The sequence below is a fragment of the Brevibacillus sp. NRS-1366 genome, from assembly GCF_050467985.1.
Map to the genome: position 1 here is coordinate 74654 of NZ_JBITPN010000010.1, position 15969 is coordinate 90622.

17 protein-coding genes and 1 other annotated feature are annotated in these 15969 nt (G+C 48.7%); of the genes, 5 read left to right on the forward strand and 12 right to left on the reverse strand.

Annotation, left to right across the window (positions count from 1 at the left end; all coding sequences use genetic code 11):
* Positions 1-81 precede the first annotated feature (81 nt).
* The 3 genes from asnB (at position 82) to comER (ending at position 3751) form a co-directional block, all read left to right on the forward strand.
* Positions 82-2007 (forward strand): asparagine synthase (glutamine-hydrolyzing), encoded by a 1926-nt coding sequence (asnB, locus tag ACIFQN_RS05130; protein WP_429831965.1) that lies wholly within the window; start codon positions 82-84, stop codon positions 2005-2007.
* 117 nt (positions 2008-2124) lie between these two features.
* Positions 2125-2838 carry a helix-hairpin-helix domain-containing protein gene (locus ACIFQN_RS05135; protein WP_429831967.1) on the forward strand — a complete coding sequence of 238 codons (714 nt, stop codon included), beginning with the start codon at positions 2125-2127 and terminating at the stop codon, positions 2836-2838.
* A gap of 76 nt (positions 2839-2914) precedes the next feature.
* Positions 2915-3751, forward strand: a complete 837-nt coding sequence (comER, locus tag ACIFQN_RS05140) for a late competence protein ComER (protein WP_429831969.1) — start codon at positions 2915-2917, stop codon at positions 3749-3751.
* A 125-nt stretch (positions 3752-3876) separates the two neighbouring features.
* Here comER and leuS read toward each other — a convergent pair whose 3' ends face one another.
* From leuS to ACIFQN_RS05185, 9 genes are all read right to left on the reverse strand, one after another.
* Positions 3877-6294 (reverse strand): leucine--tRNA ligase, encoded by a 2418-nt coding sequence (gene leuS, locus ACIFQN_RS05145; RefSeq protein ID WP_429831971.1) that lies wholly within the window; start codon positions 6292-6294, stop codon positions 3877-3879.
* A 159-nt stretch (positions 6295-6453) separates the two neighbouring features.
* Positions 6454-6691 (reverse strand) — a binding site (T-box leader).
* A gap of 39 nt (positions 6692-6730) precedes the next feature.
* Positions 6731-7480 carry a class I SAM-dependent DNA methyltransferase gene (locus tag ACIFQN_RS05150; RefSeq protein WP_429831972.1) on the reverse strand — a complete coding sequence of 250 codons (750 nt, stop codon included), beginning with the start codon at positions 7478-7480 and terminating at the stop codon, positions 6731-6733.
* A 6-nt stretch (positions 7481-7486) separates the two neighbouring features.
* Complete coding sequence (gene rsfS, locus ACIFQN_RS05155) at positions 7487-7843, reverse strand: ribosome silencing factor (RefSeq protein ID WP_429831973.1); 357 nt, start codon at positions 7841-7843, stop codon at positions 7487-7489.
* On the reverse strand, positions 7836-8432 hold the full coding sequence (yqeK, locus tag ACIFQN_RS05160) for a bis(5'-nucleosyl)-tetraphosphatase (symmetrical) YqeK (protein WP_429831974.1): 597 nt from the start codon (positions 8430-8432) through the stop codon (positions 7836-7838). Before yqeK ends, rsfS begins: the two co-directional genes overlap by 8 nt.
* Positions 8425-9012, reverse strand: a complete 588-nt coding sequence (locus tag ACIFQN_RS05165; protein WP_429831975.1) for a nicotinate-nucleotide adenylyltransferase — start codon at positions 9010-9012, stop codon at positions 8425-8427. The genes yqeK and ACIFQN_RS05165 overlap by 8 nt, the downstream gene beginning before the upstream one ends.
* 16 nt (positions 9013-9028) lie before the next feature.
* The gene (gene yhbY / locus ACIFQN_RS05170) at positions 9029-9319 is read right to left on the reverse strand and encodes a ribosome assembly RNA-binding protein YhbY (protein ID WP_429831976.1); all 291 of its coding nucleotides are present in this window, start codon (positions 9317-9319) and stop codon (positions 9029-9031) included.
* 38 nt (positions 9320-9357) lie between these two features.
* Complete coding sequence (locus ACIFQN_RS05175) at positions 9358-10209, reverse strand: shikimate dehydrogenase (protein ID WP_429831977.1); 852 nt, start codon at positions 10207-10209, stop codon at positions 9358-9360.
* A gap of 70 nt (positions 10210-10279) precedes the next feature.
* Entirely contained in the window at positions 10280-11401 is a 1122-nt protein-coding gene (yqeH, locus tag ACIFQN_RS05180; RefSeq protein ID WP_429831978.1) for a ribosome biogenesis GTPase YqeH, read from the reverse strand.
* Positions 11398-11961: a YqeG family HAD IIIA-type phosphatase gene (locus tag ACIFQN_RS05185; RefSeq protein WP_429832057.1), complete on the reverse strand. Its 564-nt coding sequence runs from the start codon at positions 11959-11961 to the stop codon at positions 11398-11400. Before ACIFQN_RS05185 ends, yqeH begins: the two co-directional genes overlap by 4 nt.
* Before the next feature lie 159 nt (positions 11962-12120).
* On the opposite strand from ACIFQN_RS05185, the gene ACIFQN_RS05190 reads away from it, so the two are divergent.
* Together ACIFQN_RS05190 and ACIFQN_RS05195 are read left to right on the forward strand one after the other, a co-directional pair.
* The gene (locus tag ACIFQN_RS05190) at positions 12121-12684 is read left to right on the forward strand and encodes a TetR/AcrR family transcriptional regulator (RefSeq protein WP_429832058.1); all 564 of its coding nucleotides are present in this window, start codon (positions 12121-12123) and stop codon (positions 12682-12684) included.
* Positions 12685-12756: 72 nt separating this feature from the next.
* Positions 12757-13974, forward strand: coding sequence for an MFS transporter (locus ACIFQN_RS05195; RefSeq protein ID WP_429831979.1), 1218 nt, complete (start codon positions 12757-12759; stop codon positions 13972-13974).
* 58 nt (positions 13975-14032) lie between these two features.
* Here ACIFQN_RS05195 and ACIFQN_RS05200 read toward each other — a convergent pair whose 3' ends face one another.
* From ACIFQN_RS05200 to ACIFQN_RS05210, 3 genes are all read right to left on the reverse strand, one after another.
* A complete protein-coding gene (locus tag ACIFQN_RS05200; protein ID WP_429831980.1) occupies positions 14033-14230 on the reverse strand; it encodes a hypothetical protein in 198 nt (65 codons plus the stop codon).
* Between the two features lie 12 nt (positions 14231-14242).
* Positions 14243-15295: a DNA polymerase IV gene (locus ACIFQN_RS05205; protein ID WP_429831981.1), complete on the reverse strand. Its 1053-nt coding sequence runs from the start codon at positions 15293-15295 to the stop codon at positions 14243-14245.
* Positions 15296-15390: 95 nt separating this feature from the next.
* Positions 15391-15831, reverse strand: a complete 441-nt coding sequence (locus ACIFQN_RS05210) for a peroxiredoxin (RefSeq protein ID WP_429831982.1) — start codon at positions 15829-15831, stop codon at positions 15391-15393.
* Positions 15832-15969: the final 138 nt, after the last annotated feature.

Genomic DNA, 15969 nt, shown 5'->3' on the forward strand with positions numbered 1-15969 from the left:
GCATTCAGTAGAGATTGCGCTGACTGTCGATACGTGATAGAGTTAGCAGGAGCAATCCAGTGAGAGGAAGAGTCATTTCATATGTGTGGAATCGTATCACTCTACAACAAGCGACAAACGCCTGCTAGGCAAGAAGCGATCAGCGCGATGACGGGTGTCATCTTGCACAGAGGTCCAGATGACGATGGTTTTCATCTCGAAGACAACATCGCCCTGGGCTTTCGTCGTTTAAGCATCATCGACGTAGAAGGCGGGCATCAACCGCTGTTTAACGAAACACGAGACATCTGGATTATAGGCAACGGAGAGGTTTACAACTACAAAGAACTGCAACAATGGTTAAAGGACATCGGTCACGTTTTCCATACCGATTCGGATATTGAAACCATCCTGCACCTCTATGAAGAGGTTGGTACGGATGCACCCAAGCATTTGCGCGGCATGTTCGGCTTTACCATTTACGACTCACGCAAAAAGCGTTTATTCGGAGCTCGTGACCATTTCGGAATCAAGCCTCTCTACTACGTAGAAACGGGCGACTCTATCGGGGTGGCAAGTGAGATCAAAAGTCTCCTGGAACTCCCGGGCTTGACACGTGAAGTCAATCCAAACGCTTTTTATCACTACCTGACTTTCCAATATGTACCTGACCCTGAAACGATGTATCGGGGTATTTATCGAATCCCTCCAGCGCATTCTTTCATCATTGAAAACGACCAAATCAAGCTGGAACGATACTGGGACGTTGAATTTAAACCGGATGAAAGCAAGCCGTTCTCGCACTTTGTGGAAGGAACCCGCAGCGTTCTGATGGACTCCATCGACAAACACCGGATTAGTGAAGTATCTCGCGGGGCATTTTTGTCTAGCGGAGTGGACTCCAGCAGTATCGTTGGCATGCTGCGCACGTTTGAGCCCGTCAAAACCTTCTCGGTCGGGTCTGATATCCCCGGTTACAGCGAGCTTGACTATGCCAAACGAACTGCAGAATATTTAGGTACTGAGCACTTCGAACGGGTTATCTGTGCCCAGCAATATATGGATGAACTGCCACGCCTCATTTGGCACCAAGACGAACCGGTAGCCGACCCTTCCGCCATCCTGCTCTATTTCGTTGCCCAAATGGCGAGCGAGCATGTGACAGTAGTCCTATCCGGTGAAGGTGCTGATGAATTCTTCGGTGGATACAACATTTATCGGGAACCTAGTTCATTGAAAATGTTCTCAGGCATGCCAAGCTGGATGCGCAGTTCCATCGGTTATATGGCAGAGCGTCTCCCCGACCAAGTAAAAGGGAAAAACTTCTTGATTCGCGGTTCTAAAACCGTCGAAGAACGCTTTTTCGGAAACGCTCTGATTTTTAGTGAAGAGATGAAAAAACGTGTGGTGATGGAAGATATCGCAAACTCGGATTCTTACATCTCGCCTTTTAGCGTAACGGAAGAGATTTACAAGCGTGCTTCCCAGTATGATGACGTGACAAAAATGCAGTATCTGGACATTCACACCTGGCTGCGCGGCAACATTCTGATGAAGGCAGATAAAATGACAATGGCCAACTCTCTGGAGTTGCGCGTGCCATTCATCGACACAAAGGTTTTCGAGTTTGCCGCCACCATTCCAACGAAGTATAAAATCGCGAACGGCACCACCAAGCATGTGCTGCGTGAAGCGATGAAAGACTTCCTGCCTCCGGAGATCAAAACGAGAAAGAAGCTGGGCTTCCCGGTTCCAACTCGTCACTGGCTGAAAAACGAGTTCTACAAATGGGCCAAAGAGATCATTTTTGAATCCAAGGTGGACAATTTGATCAACAAGGCCTATGTCTTGTACTTGCTCGATGAACACCGTGAAGGTAATGCTGACTACAGCCGCAAGATCTGGACGATTCTTGTATTCATGCTGTGGCATCAGATTTTTATCGAGCAACGATATACATTTGATCCGTATGTCAGCCCAAATGTTGACATCCGGCGCAAAAAAAATTCGCTGCAGCACATCGGGTAAGCTGCGCAAATCAGCAGAAATACATTTGCAAACCCTCTCTTACTTTTCGTAGCATCGTTGATAGAGAACTCATTATCTCTACACCGATCATGCTCGCATGGCAAGGGAGGGTTTTTTATGTTGCTGGAATGGTGGGAACGATATCGGAGATTCATTTTGCTCGGAGGCGCCTTCCTCTTTCTCGGTAGCAGTCTCTGGTTTTACCGTGCGGATCAAGCCAGCGAAAAATCCAGGCTCCCGTTGGAGACACCTGCGTATACACAAGTCCAATTACCTGCTCCCAGCGAACCGGATGTTCAGGGATTGGCCAACAAACAAACGGAAGCTCCTTCAGAAAAACGAAAAGACATAGCACCTTCTGATGCCCCTCTCTTCGTCGATGTGAAAGGGCGGGTAATGAAACCCGGTCTGTATCGTTTTGATGCAGGGATGCGTGTAGCAGACGCCATTACCAAAGCGGGCGGTTCTCTTCCCGATGCTGATTTGGACCAGATTAACCTGGCCGAGCCATTATCAGATGGGAGCGCTGTCGTCATTCCTGCAAAAGGTACTGATACTCACAATGTCCTAGGACAACAGGTACAGCCATTGTCTTCTTCAGCTATTAGCTCTAGGACAGAAAGGCAGTCATCGGATCCGAGCATTAACCTCAATACGGCTACTGTGGAGGAGCTAACGACTCTCCCGGGAATCGGAGCGGCAAGAGCCAACTCCATACTCAGCTACCGCTCGGAAAAAGGCGGTTTCCGTTCGGTAGAAGAAATAAAAGAGATCGAGGGAATCGGGGACAAAATGTTTGAACGGATCAAAGACCGTATCCGGATTCGTTAGATTTGAAACCCCGCCGGTCATGATCGCCTCTCCCTCCACATAGAATAGGAAAAGAATATTGGAGGGAGGTATGCCCATGGATAAAATTGGGTTTATTGGTACGGGCAGTATGGGCAGCATCTTGATCGAGTCCTTGCTGTCCGCAAAAGCCCTGTCCCCCGGCCACATTATTATCAGTAACCGCACTCCCGCCAAAGCTGAACTGCTGGCCATTCGGCATCCCGGTCTCGTTGTTGCCAAAAATAATCTGGAATTGGCCAGAGCCGCCAAAATTTTGCTGCTATGCGTCAAGCCAATGGAATATAGCGTGATGCTGGAGCAAATCTCCCCTGCCTTAACACCCGATCACTTGCTGATTACCATTACCAGTCCAATCAAGCTGGAGCAGCTGGAGGCATGGGTTCCCAGTGCAGTAGCGCGGGTAGTTCCAAGTATTACAAATGCCGCTCAAGGCGGCGTTTGCCTGTGTGAATTTGGGAGTCGCATAGGGCCGCAGCAGCGTCAGTTCATCCGCGCCTTGTTTGCCCATATCAGTACTCCTATCGAGGTTACAGAGGCATTTTTGCGGGTCACTTCTGACATTGCCAGCTGCGGACCTGCCTTCCTCAGCTACATTCTTCAGCAAATGATTCACGATGCAGTCCAAGAAACGGGGATTTCTGAAGAAGCAGCGACTTATTTGACGACACAGATGCTTATTGGCATGGCTGAGCTTTTGCGAAAGGAAGCATTCACCCTTCCCTCCCTGCAAAAACGCGTGTGTGTGCCCGGCGGGGTAACTGGCGAGGGGTTGATTCCATTACAAAAAGAAGTACCTGGTCTATTCGCCGAGGTGTTCCGTCGCACCCATGCCAAGTTTGCCGAGGATCTGGAAATGATAGATCGCCAATTCAGCAATCAGCCCAAGCTGTAGCAGAATAAGAAGACGGTTAGTCTAGCCGGATGAATGCAAAAAAGGAGCGGACACCTGTCGTTCACAGGGTCTACTCCTTTTTCCTTTATCCGTTCATTGTTTCTTTACCCGACGATCATCAGTCCTTAGCGGATTACGATGTTAACCAGCTTGCCAGGAACTGCGATCATTTTGACGATTGTTTTACCTTCAATCAATTCTTTAATGATCTCGTTTGCGAGGGCCAGCTCTTCCATTTGTTCTTTCGTTGCGTCGGACGCAATGAGCAGCTTTTCTTTGTTTTTGCCATTTACTTGGAGGACGATCTCCACTTCGTCTTCGACCAGTTTAGACTCGTCATAAGTAGGCCATGCCTCGTATGAAATGGTTTCTTTATGACCGAGCTTCTCCCACAGCTCTTCCGCGATATGCGGTGTGATTGGAGAAAGCATTTTCACGAAGTCTTCCATGTATTTCTTCGGCAGAACATCAGCTTTGTACGCCTCATTAATAAAGACCATCAATTGGGAAATACCTGTATTGAAACGCAAGCCCTCGTAGTCTTCTGTAACTTTTTTCACAGTTTGGTGGTAAACGCGCTCCATACCGGTCACTTTGGAGGTGTTGACAATTTTGTCATTCAGCTCCCCATTGTCGTTCACGAACAAGCGATACACTCGATCCAGAAAGCGGCGGGCACCATCCAAGCCTTTGGTAGACCATGCGATGGAAGCATCCAAAGGCCCCATGAACATTTCATACATACGGAGTGTATCCGCCCCGTGGCTGTTTACAATGTCGTCAGGGTTTACGACGTTTCCTTTGGACTTACTCATTTTCTCATTGTTTTCACCCAGGATCATCCCTTGGTTAAACAGCTTCTGGAACGGTTCCTTTGTTGGCACGACGCCAATATCGTACAGGAATTTGTGCCAGAAACGGGAATAGAGCAAGTGAAGTACGGCGTGTTCCGCTCCGCCAATGTAAATGTCGATCGGCAGCCATTCTTTCAGCTTTTCCGGGTCAGCCATGGCTTTATCGTTGTGCGGATCAATAAAGCGCAGGAAGTACCAGCAACTACCCGCCCATTGCGGCATGGTGTTCGTTTCACGACGAGCTTTTTGACCTGTTTCCGAGTCTACGGTGTTGATCCAGTCCGTGATGTTGGCCAGCGGAGACTCGCCTGTACCGGACGGCTTGATTTCTTTTGTTTTTGGCAAGATGATCGGCAGCTCAGATTCAGGAACGACTTTCATCGTGCCATCTTCCAGATGAAGGATCGGGATCGGCTCACCCCAGTAGCGCTGACGACTGAACAGCCAGTCACGCAGACGGTAGGTTACCTTGCGATTACCTTTGCCTTCTTCTTCCAGCCACTCGATCATTTTGCTAATGGCTTGTTCCTTGTTCAGTCCATCCAGTATACCGGAGTTGATGTGCGCTCCGTCGCCCGCATACGCTTCTTTGGAGATGTCTCCACCCGCGATGACTTGCTTAATCGACAGATCAAATGTTTTTGCAAACTCATAGTCGCGCTCATCGTGCGCCGGAACTGCCATAATGGAGCCGGTACCATAGCTGATCAGTACGTAATCGGCGATCCAGATCGGTAGGCGCTCCCCGTTTACTGGATTAATGGCATAAGCTCCAGTGAATACCCCAGTTTTTTCCTTTGCCAAATCGGTGCGCTCCAAATCACTTTTCCGTTTCGCTTGCTCGAGATACGCTTCCACCGCTTGTCTTTGCGCATCTACGGTAATTTGGTCCACCAGCTTGTGCTCAGGCGCCAATACCGCATACGTAGCGCCGTACAGTGTATCTGGGCGAGTCGTGAAGACGGTAAAGGATTGATCATGTCCGTCAATAGCAAAGGTAACCTCTGCCCCTTCCGACCGACCGATCCAGTTGCGCTGCATTTCCTTGATGCTCTCTGGCCAATCCAGGTCTTCCAGGTCAGCCAGCAATCTTTCCGCATAAGCCGTAATTTTCAGTACCCATTGCTTCATCGGGCGACGTTCAACTGGATGCCCACCGCGTTCACTTTTTCCATCGATGACTTCTTCGTTCGCAAGTACGGTTCCCAAAGCAGGGCACCAGTTCACAGCTACTTCGTCAATGTAAGCCAGGCCATGCTCAAACAGCTTAGTGAAAATCCATTGTGTCCATTTGTAATAGTCTGGATCCGTTGTGTTTATCTCTCTGTCCCAGTCATACGAAAAGCCCAATGCTTTAATTTGGCGGCGGAAGTTGTTGATGTTATGCTCGGTAAATTCCGCAGGATCATTTCCGGTATCGAGCGCGTACTGCTCTGCAGGCAAGCCGAAAGCATCCCAGCCCATTGGATGGAGAACATTGTAGCCTTGCATCCGCTTCATGCGGGAAAGAATATCTGTAGCTGTATAACCCTCCGGATGACCTACGTGAAGTCCAGCACCAGACGGATACGGGAACATATCGAGCGCGTAAAACTTCTTTTTGCCCTCGTCTTCAGATGTTTTGAATGTCTTGTTTTGTTCCCAGTATTGCTGCCATTTCTTTTCGACGTTGCGATGACTAAAAACCATGGTAATGCACTCCCATCTTCAATAGGTAAAAGGTGATAAAAAAACCTGGCTACGCCATGCCTTTTGGCGAAGCCGCGGTTGCACTTATACTGGATTGGGATGTTTAAAATTCCAATCTGTATGAAATAACAAAAACCCCACGTCCCTTGTCGTATACGAAAAAGGGACGAGAGGTTGTGTATAATCCCGCGGTACCACCCAGATTGGCGAACGTCAGTCATTCACCCACTTGTTCATCCGTATCGAGGATGAGCCGCTCTCCCTTACACAGCCTAAGAGGCATTGGGGGCGAGTGCTGGGAGGTGAGTTCAGAAATCTTCGGGTTGACTTGCACCAGCCGTCAACTCTCTAATGATTCACGAAGTCGTTTCCTACTATTCCTCTTCAACGCGTCGAATTTTGCAGTTATAACACGATTATAGTAAATGTGAACCAATCATGTCAAATCTTTCGGCTTCCGAGCAGAAAAAAATAGGCGTTCACTGGATTCCTGTGGAGGCAAATCAGAATAATCGGCAGTAATGACAATATCAGTGAACCCGGCATCGGCAAGCCAGCGCATCAATTGAATCGGCTGGTAGGCACGTTGCCAATGCTCTTCTTCCATCCGTTCGTACAAGTCGTTTGGCTGACGAATGAAAAAAGTAAGCTGATGCTCCACTTCCAGACGAAGCGGGTCGCAGAAACATTGCCAAATATACGAAACTTCATCTTCCACATGTGTGAATGTCTCGTCGCCAAATACGTGCAGCATTTTATAGGGACTGTGGACGTCAAACAAAAAGCTGCCGCCAGGGGCAAGATGAGCAAATACGCGCCGGAACGTTTCCTGTACATCCGCTTCTTCGGTCAGGTAGCTAAGCGAATCGCACAGGGAGATGACTGCATCCGCTATAGGCAGTTCCAGCTTGCGCATGTCCTGCTCCACCCAAGCTACCTCTACTTGTTCTTGCCTCATCTTGTCATACGCTACCGCAAGCATTTCTGCTGACAAATCGACTCCAGTCACACGATACCCACGCTTGGCAAGCGGGATCGCAATCGTTCCTGTTCCACAGCCAAGGTCAATTACCTGCTGTGGCTTCTCACCCTTGCCCCAGTTGCTCTCTACCCAGTCCAGCCATTGGTCATAGGGAGAGTCTGCCATCAGCCTGTCGTACACGGCCGCCATATGAGCGTACGCCATCTGACTCTACCCTTGTTCCGAGAAGGAAACGTCCTCTGCATCCTTCCACAGACGCTCCAAATTGTAAAACTCGCGATCTTCGCGGTGGAACACATGGATGACAACGTCGCCCAGGTCGACCAAAACCCAGCGCCCTTCCTCGGCACCCTCGATCCCGCGAACGGTAAAGCCATTCTTGTGTACCTGATCACGGATTTCTCTTACGATCGCCTGAACTTGACGCTCGTTGTTACCGTGACAAATCATGAAGTAGTCCGCGATTACAGATAGTTTTTTGATGTCCAGTGCTCGCAGGTTTTCTGCCTTCTTGTCTTCTGCTGCCTTTACAACTAAACGAGCCAAATCTTCTACTGTTTTAACCATTAAACCCTCCTACTCTCCCTTTTCGGGAAACTAAATCGTTGTATGCGATTAGCGTCAACGGGTATACCGTCTTCTGTTTTTCTATCAAAAAGCGGATCGTCCCTCCCAGTGCATGAGACAGGGCGGCATCCAGATCATGCAATGCCAGCGCACGGATTTCCTCCACGCCCGGATAGTTTCGATTCGGTTCTATATAGTCTGCCACACAGACCACTTTTTCTAACAAGGTCATCCCTTGTCGACCTGTGGTATGGTAGCGAACTGCCTGCAAAATCTCTGGGTCGGTGACACCCAGCTCGGATTGGATGACGATGGCTGCAGCAAAAGCGTGCCACAGCTCCTTTTCCCCTTCCAATAGCTCAATGGGCATGTCATGACGAACCAAAATTTCAAACATCTTGTCCACAGGCCAGCATTTACAGTAATCGTGCAGAAAACCGGCCAGCTCTGCTTTGAGAGGATCAGCCCCGTATCGCTTAGCAAGTAGACTTGCTGACTCTGCTACCCCAAGCGTGTGCTGGTAACGTTTGTCATGCATTTGCGCCCGCACATGGGTGAGCAACTCCTCCCGATTACTCCACTTATTCATAGAATCGGTTCTCCTTTATATATCGCTCTACCGAATCAGGCACCAAGTATCGGATACTTTTACCAGCGGCCGCCTTATCTCGGATGAGCGTAGAAGAAATGTCCCACACAGGCATCTCGACAAACGTCACATGCTCGCTTGCCATGCGATCAATATCGGCTCCCGGCCTTGCCAGACCAATAAAGTGTATCATACGAATCAACTTTTGGTACTGGTACCATGTGGGCAGGATCTTCACCATATCTCCCCCAATAATAAAGGAGAATCGGTAATCTGGATACTGCCAGGCAAGCTGAACGATTGTGTCGTATGTGTAGGAAGGCCCCTCGCGTCCGAGCTCCACATCCGTCACACGAAAGGACTCGTGGTCAGCCACGGACAGCTCAACCATCTTCAGGCGATGTTTCGCTAAAGTAAGGCTGTCACGTCGTTTATGCGGAGGGATCTGAGTGGGCATAAACCACACTTCGTCAAGTCCTGCTTGTTCCCTGGCCTGCTCTGCAGCAAGCAGATGACCACAATGGATAGGGTCAAAAGTGCCACCCATGATACCAATGTGCTTGTATTGTTGTTCTTTCATGGCTACCGCCTACTGTTTACGGCAATTTGATCGTCTTGTGCTCCCGGGACTCTTTATACAGTACAACTGTATGTCCAATCAGCTGCACCAGTTCCGCTCCAGCACCTGCCGCCAGGTCTTCTGCTACTTCGTGTTTGTCGTCATTATTATTTTGCAAAATGGCTACCTTGATCAATTCACGTACTTCTAACGCTTCTTTGATCTGGTTAATCATATTTTCATTTACTCCACCTTTTCCTACTTGAAAAATGGGAGCAAGGTGATGTGCTTCTGCGCGTAGAAAACGCTTTTGCTTGCCGGTTAACATCGGCATGCCTCCTTATTAGTCCTGCAATCGTATTTCGATCAGGTTGTTTTCTTTAATTGCTGCAAGACGACCTCTCGCATGACCTCTGTGGGTGCACTTTGTCCTGTCCATAGTTCAAAGGCGAGTGCACCTTGATTCACGAACATGCCTACACCGGAATGAACAGCAGCTCCGATTGCACGTGCTTCACTGAGCAAACGCGTCTCCAGAGGATTGTAGATGAGATCGCTTACGGTTAATTTGTCGTGCAACCACTCTGTTGGAACAGGCGTTTCCTGCACATTGGGGAGCATTCCGATAGAAGTGGTATTAATGAGCAAAGAGGAGTCCGCAATGGCGTCCTTCCCGTCTCCCTGCTCCACGATTTTCGTAGGAACAATCAATCCTACATGCTCTGCCAGAATCGCCGCTCTTTCTCTTGAGCGGTTGATGATTCTGATTTCCTTCACACCTTTTTCAGCTAGAGTAAACGCCACAGCTCTGGCAGCGCCTCCCGCTCCTACCATGGTTACAATTTGTTGGTCCAGCACTATCCCCGTTTCTTCTACAAGCGAGCGGACGTACCCCGTTCCGTCCGTGTTGTACCCAATGAGGCGGCCTTCTTCTATGACGACTGTGTTGACGGCCCCGATCCGCTTGGCCAGCGGGTCAACCTCATCTAGCATCGGCATAATGGCTACCTTGTGCGGAATCGTCACATTGATCCCCTTGAGTCCAAGTGCGCGAATGCCTGCTACTGCATCCTCCAGTCTGCCCGGCTCAACGTCGAAGGCAACATAGGCGAATCCCAGATCCATCTTGGAAAATGCCGCATTGTGCATCATCGGTGACTGGGAATGAGAAACCGGATGACCGAACAGTCCAACCAGTTGTGTTTTACTTGTAATCATGAAGCTTTCCTCCCCGTAACTTCTCTCTAGCATCTGGCAAGGAACAAGGTTGTGCTATTTTTAAGTGGAGCTAAATCAGCCCTTTACGCATTCCTATGCTTACACCTTTCGGAGCATGAACGACAATGCTTGCCTCGTGCTTGCCTTGCAGACTGACCCAACCCAAACCGGAAATCACGATATCGGTAGTAGTCGCAGTCGGCTTTATCTTGAAGGAATGCTTAACAAATGGCGGCAATGCCTTGGCAGCTTCTTCGCCCGTTGGCGGTACCAGCAGAGTTCCATGATGTTTTTCCATCACTTCATCTGCTTTTTCCAGCTTGGTACGGTGAATGTACAAATCATTGTCTACGTAAACGACTAAAGATTGTCGCGGGCCACGTACAAAGTCAATCCGAGCAAGGCCACCCAGATAGAGGGATTGTCCATCGTCGAGCTGATATACTTTGGAATTGATCCGACTGGTCGGCGTAATTTTGCGCAAATCAGCCGGAGAAACCATATGGCCGATCTGATCGCGATTGATAATGCCAGGCGTATCAAAAATAGAGCGGCCATCTTCCAACGGAATCTCAATCTTGTCGAGCGTCGTTCCCGGAAACGGAGAGGTTGTGATTTCCATGTCAGCAGCACCGTAATCATGCAAAATCCGGTTGATCATCGTGGATTTCCCTACATTTGTCACGCCAACGATATAAACATCGCGACCTTTGCGAAGCTCTCCGATGCGGTTCAAGAGCTCATCAATATGAAGTCCTTTTTGAGCACTGATGAGTACCACATCTTCAGGACGCAAGCCGCGCTCCTTTGCCTCATGCTGCATCCAGTTGCGAACACGATTTAAATTAATGTTACGCGGAAGCAAATCTACTTTATTACCTACGAGCAAGATCGGATTCTTCCCGACAAAACGAGGCAGTCCCTTCAGCCAGGACCCCTGGAAATCAAAAATATCGACAACCATCACAACCAAGGATTGCGTTGAGCCGATTCCATCCAAGATTTTGAGGAAGTCATCGTCTCCCATCCCAACCGGAGCCACTTCATTGTAATGCTTGATGCGATAGCAACGTTGGCAAATGACGAATTTCCTGCCAAGCGCAGAAGCTGGCGCATACCCTGGCCGTTTGGCATCTTCGCTCTGAATCGCGATCCCACAACCGGCACACGAGCCAGGCGTTTGTTCAGTCATGCTTTTCTCCTCCACGAAACCATTCCTTTCCGCTCCATCCAATTAAGGGCCACACGCTCCAATTGTCGATTGAAACGCGTCCAAAAACCATCCGTTTGGGCTACCGGTACAACCAAAATCGTATGAAACCCAAGCCGGTTTCCACCCAGCACATCCGTAAACAATTGATCGCCAATGACAACGGTCTCGGCAATGGTTACATTCATCTGCCGAACCGCTTGTAGGAATGCCCGATTCGTTGGCTTACGAGCCGAGCAAATAAACCTGATATCGAGAGGTGAACAGAAACGGTCCACACGTTCCTTGTTGTTGTTGGAGACTACCGTTACCTGAATGTCGGCTTCAGATAAACGTTTGAGCCAATCTTCTACCTCAGGGGTGGCAAGGGGCCTGTCCCATTCGACCAAGGTATTGTCCAGGTCTGTAATCACTGCTCGAACCTTATTTCGTTTCAATTGATCTATATCAATATGGTGGATTGATTCCACGAACTGACTGGGCATCAGCTTCTTTAAAAACACGGGGGCACCTCCAAATGATGTGAAGCAATCAACCGCGATTTCGGCACCTACTATACCATAATCGACCACTCAGTTGCAAAAGAAAAAGCGCTAATGCCTCTTGCACACGACAAAGAATTTGAGTAAAATGTAAATACCAACAAAACTATTTTTGTTTATTTAGTTTTCGAAAAGCTTTTTGGCAGGGGGTCGATTGCGATCAAAGACCGGATCATGAAAGGTTTTATTGAAGAGATCAGAGATAAAGGCATGAAATTTTCCATGGATGATTTGGCCCGCAGACTGGGAATCAGCAAGCGCACCTTATACGAGCACTTCTCATCCAAGGTAGAAATTTTAGAAACGATCATTGCGCAGATCTTTGCTGAGAGTGATGAAAAGACACGGCAAATTCTGAATGACGACAGTCTTTCTCTCATCGATAAGATCAGAGGTGTCATGATGGTTTTACCTACACACTATGAATTTTATGATTTACGTATTCTCGAGCAAATGAAGCGATATTATCCAGAGCAATGGGCGCTAGTCGACTCCTCTCTAACGGATGATTGGCAAACGCTTCGCGTGTTGATCGAGCAAGGCATTCAAGAAGGCAAGATCGTCAATATGAACGTCACCCTCTTGATGAAACTGATTGTGGATACAGTAAATTCAACGCTTGACCAACGTTTTTACATGAAAAACCAGATTACGGTATCTGAGGCCCTATCCGCAATTGTGGATGTTCTTTTGTATGGGATTATACCGGTGGATAAAAGGTGACCCCTTTTATTCCCTTTTTTTGGGTAAACCAATAAAACAAAAAAAGTTTTTATAGTTAAGAGGTGTTCTAACATGTCTATCTTTACACAAATGACAAAACAACAACGTACAGGTCTTCTCTTTGTCATCCTGATTTTGTTTATCGACATGCTGCTTTACAGCTTGTTGATTCCGATTGTTCCTTATTTTACGGAAACGCTCCAGCCCTCTTCGACCATGATGGGGATTTTGTTCAGCAGCTATGCAGTTGCCATGCTGCTTGCCACTCCGATCTTTGGACCGATTTCAGACCGGATCGGCCGGCGTACGATGCTTCTGGTCGGCTTGCTCGGACTTGCTGCTTCTACATTGTTATTTGCCTTTTCAGAGACGATGGCGCTTTTGATTACAGCCCGATTCGTACAGGGGATCGCAGCAGCCGCCACATGGCCAACAGCTCTTGCCTTGCTCGCTGATTTGTTTCCGCCAAAAATGCGCGGTGCAGTAATGGGTACTGCTTTGACCGCGATTTCAACGGGTACCTTGCTGGGTGCACCGATTGGCGGATGGTTGTTTGAAATAAGCGATCACCGCATGCCTTTCCTTGCAGCAGCAGCGTTTACAGTGATCAACATTGTTTTGGTTTATCTGTTCCTGAAAGAAGAACCGAATCGCACCGTCAGCGAAAAGCTTCAAGTAAGTGGATTCTTGCGCAATCCCCAAGTTGTTTTTATCGCGGGTATCGTCCTGTTGGCAGAAGTATCGCTTTGCCTTCTGGAGCCGACTCTGCCCGTCTTTTTTACAGAGAAGCTCAGCAGCACACCGACAACCATCGGACTCTTGTTTGCCGTCATGACTCTCGCTTACGGGTTGATCGCCCCGGTGGCCGGTTCGATGTCCAGCCGGTATAATCCGTACAAGCTGATGTTTGGCGGAATCATTGCCCTGGGTGTCTTTATGCCTTTCCTGGCGTGGGCTGGATCTATCTGGCAGACAGCAATTGCTATGGCGTTTGTTGGGGCAAGTGTAGGCTTCACCTTATCTCCAACTCTTGCTACACTGGGCGAGATTATTGACCAGGGTGGCACCGGTGCTTATGGTACGGCCTATTCCCTTTTCAATATGTTCCATGGTGTCGGGATGGTAGCCGGTCCATTAGCTGGCGGTATATTGACTGATATATTGCCAGTCTCCTCTGCCATCATCGTCGTTGCCGCAGCCGTACTTGGTTTTGGTATTTTGCTGTTCGTTCAGCTGCGGGCAAGCAAACCCGCCCGTTTCACCACAAAAGACCGCAAGTTAAACGTATAAACGTAAAAAGCACCCCCAATCTCCTGTGAACGGTGACATTGGGGGTTTGCCTTATTCGTTATTTATCTAAGTCTTGTCCTCGCCTGGTTTCCATCAAGCGCTTGACCCGCTCTGTCGGGGTCCAACATTGGAAGCGATAATCAGGCCGTGTCTCGTAGGTGAGACGAGAACAACGATAGCTGACCCCGCTCGCTCCTTTTTCCACTCGAAAATGAATACAGGTCGCACAGCAATGAAACGCACTCGCTTCCTCCAAAGCTCCCCCTCCTTATCGTCCCAGCTTCCAGGAAAACATGGAAAGCTGTTCGTAACGCTCCCCCTGTTGTTCCGCAAAATTGGAAAAACCAACGCCAACCAGCCTCACACCAGACGAATAATCAAACGCATCGAGCAAATCATCCAACAAATCCTGCCAATTGGCACCTGTCACTGCCTTACGCTGCTTGGTTCGTTGGGTAAAATCCGCATACTTGATTTTGAGCGTAATCGTCTGCGGGTCGACCCCGTCTTGACGGACGTCCTCCTCCACTTCTCGTAGCAAAGAGGTCGCTATAGGGGCAATGGACTCCCGGTCATACAAATCAAAGGGCAGCGTCGTTTCGCGGCTTGTGGACTTCGGCGTGCGGTCCATTTCGATCTCCCGATTGTCTTCTCCTCTGGCGCGATGATAAAGCGATCTTCCAAATTTGCCAAAAAGGGTGACTGCCTCATCAAGCGATAATCGCCAAAAATCCTCAACCGTCTCAATCCCTTTCTTGGCGAGTACTTCTTGCGACTTCTTTCCAACTCCGTGAAGAGTGCCAATCGGCAATGTCCGAAGCACCTCCAACGCCTGCTCTGGGCGAATAATCACAAAGGCGTCCGGCTTTTTTAAATCACTGGCAATTTTGGCGAGCGACATATTATACGAAAGTCCAATGCTGCAGGTCAGCCCTGTTTCCCTCTTGATCCGCCGTTTCATTTCACGTGCGATGGGAACAGCATTCTCGTAGTGAGTTACATCCAGATAAGCCTCGTCCAGCCCTACTGTCTGATAGCGCTCTGCATAGGAGGAAAAAATCTCTCTCACCTCAGCAGACTTTTCGATATAGCGGCTGTAACGAACAGGCAGGTAAACGCCTTGCGGGCATTTTTTGCGAGCCATAGCGATAGGCATAGCAGAGCGGACACCGTATTTACGTGCTTCATAACTGCAAGTAGAGACGACTCCCCGGTTGCCTGTGCCTCCGACAATAATCGGTTTACCGCGTAATTCCGGCCGATCCAGTTGTTCAACACTGGCGAAAAAGGCGTCGATATCCATATGAAGGATTTTTTTCATTTCGGATAACCACCAAACATACATTCTCATTTGTATTATCCCTTTTTTTCGCCTTTGACGCAAGGGATGGATCTCCTTCTATTCGCCCGTTCGTGTCAGCCTTGGGAAGTAATGACCTGAAGCAGCTCGGATACCGGTGGATTTCCTTTTTTCGCGTAGATGATCTTTTTGTCTTTGCCGATGATGTAGACGATTCGTTGCTGGAAAAACAAACCGAGAATTTTGCCCACAACATATGCAGCTCGAATCGCTTCTCCCGTATCAACAATCAAAGGAAAGCCGTATCCGAATTTGCCCGCGAACGACTGTTTCTTGCCGATCTCTCCCGGATTCACACCAAATACAACGGTGTCTGCCTGTTCGATTTTGGCATAGTTGTCCTGAACCGCACAAAGCTGCTTGGTGCATACAGGCGTGTCGTCACCCGGATAAAAAATGAGTACGTTATGACGCTTACCGAGATGTTCGCTTAGATCTATAGGGCCCTTGGTGCTATTTGCCGTAAATATAGGAGCTACTGTTCCAACTTTTAACATGACACTCACCTCTTTACCCAAGTATACATGAACGACATCGAACGTAAGAGTCGACTTTCTCATTCGGAAATGGGCTTTCTGGCAAGCGACAAGTGTTTTGGAGACGAAAAAACCGTTCTGCTGATGACAGAACGGTTT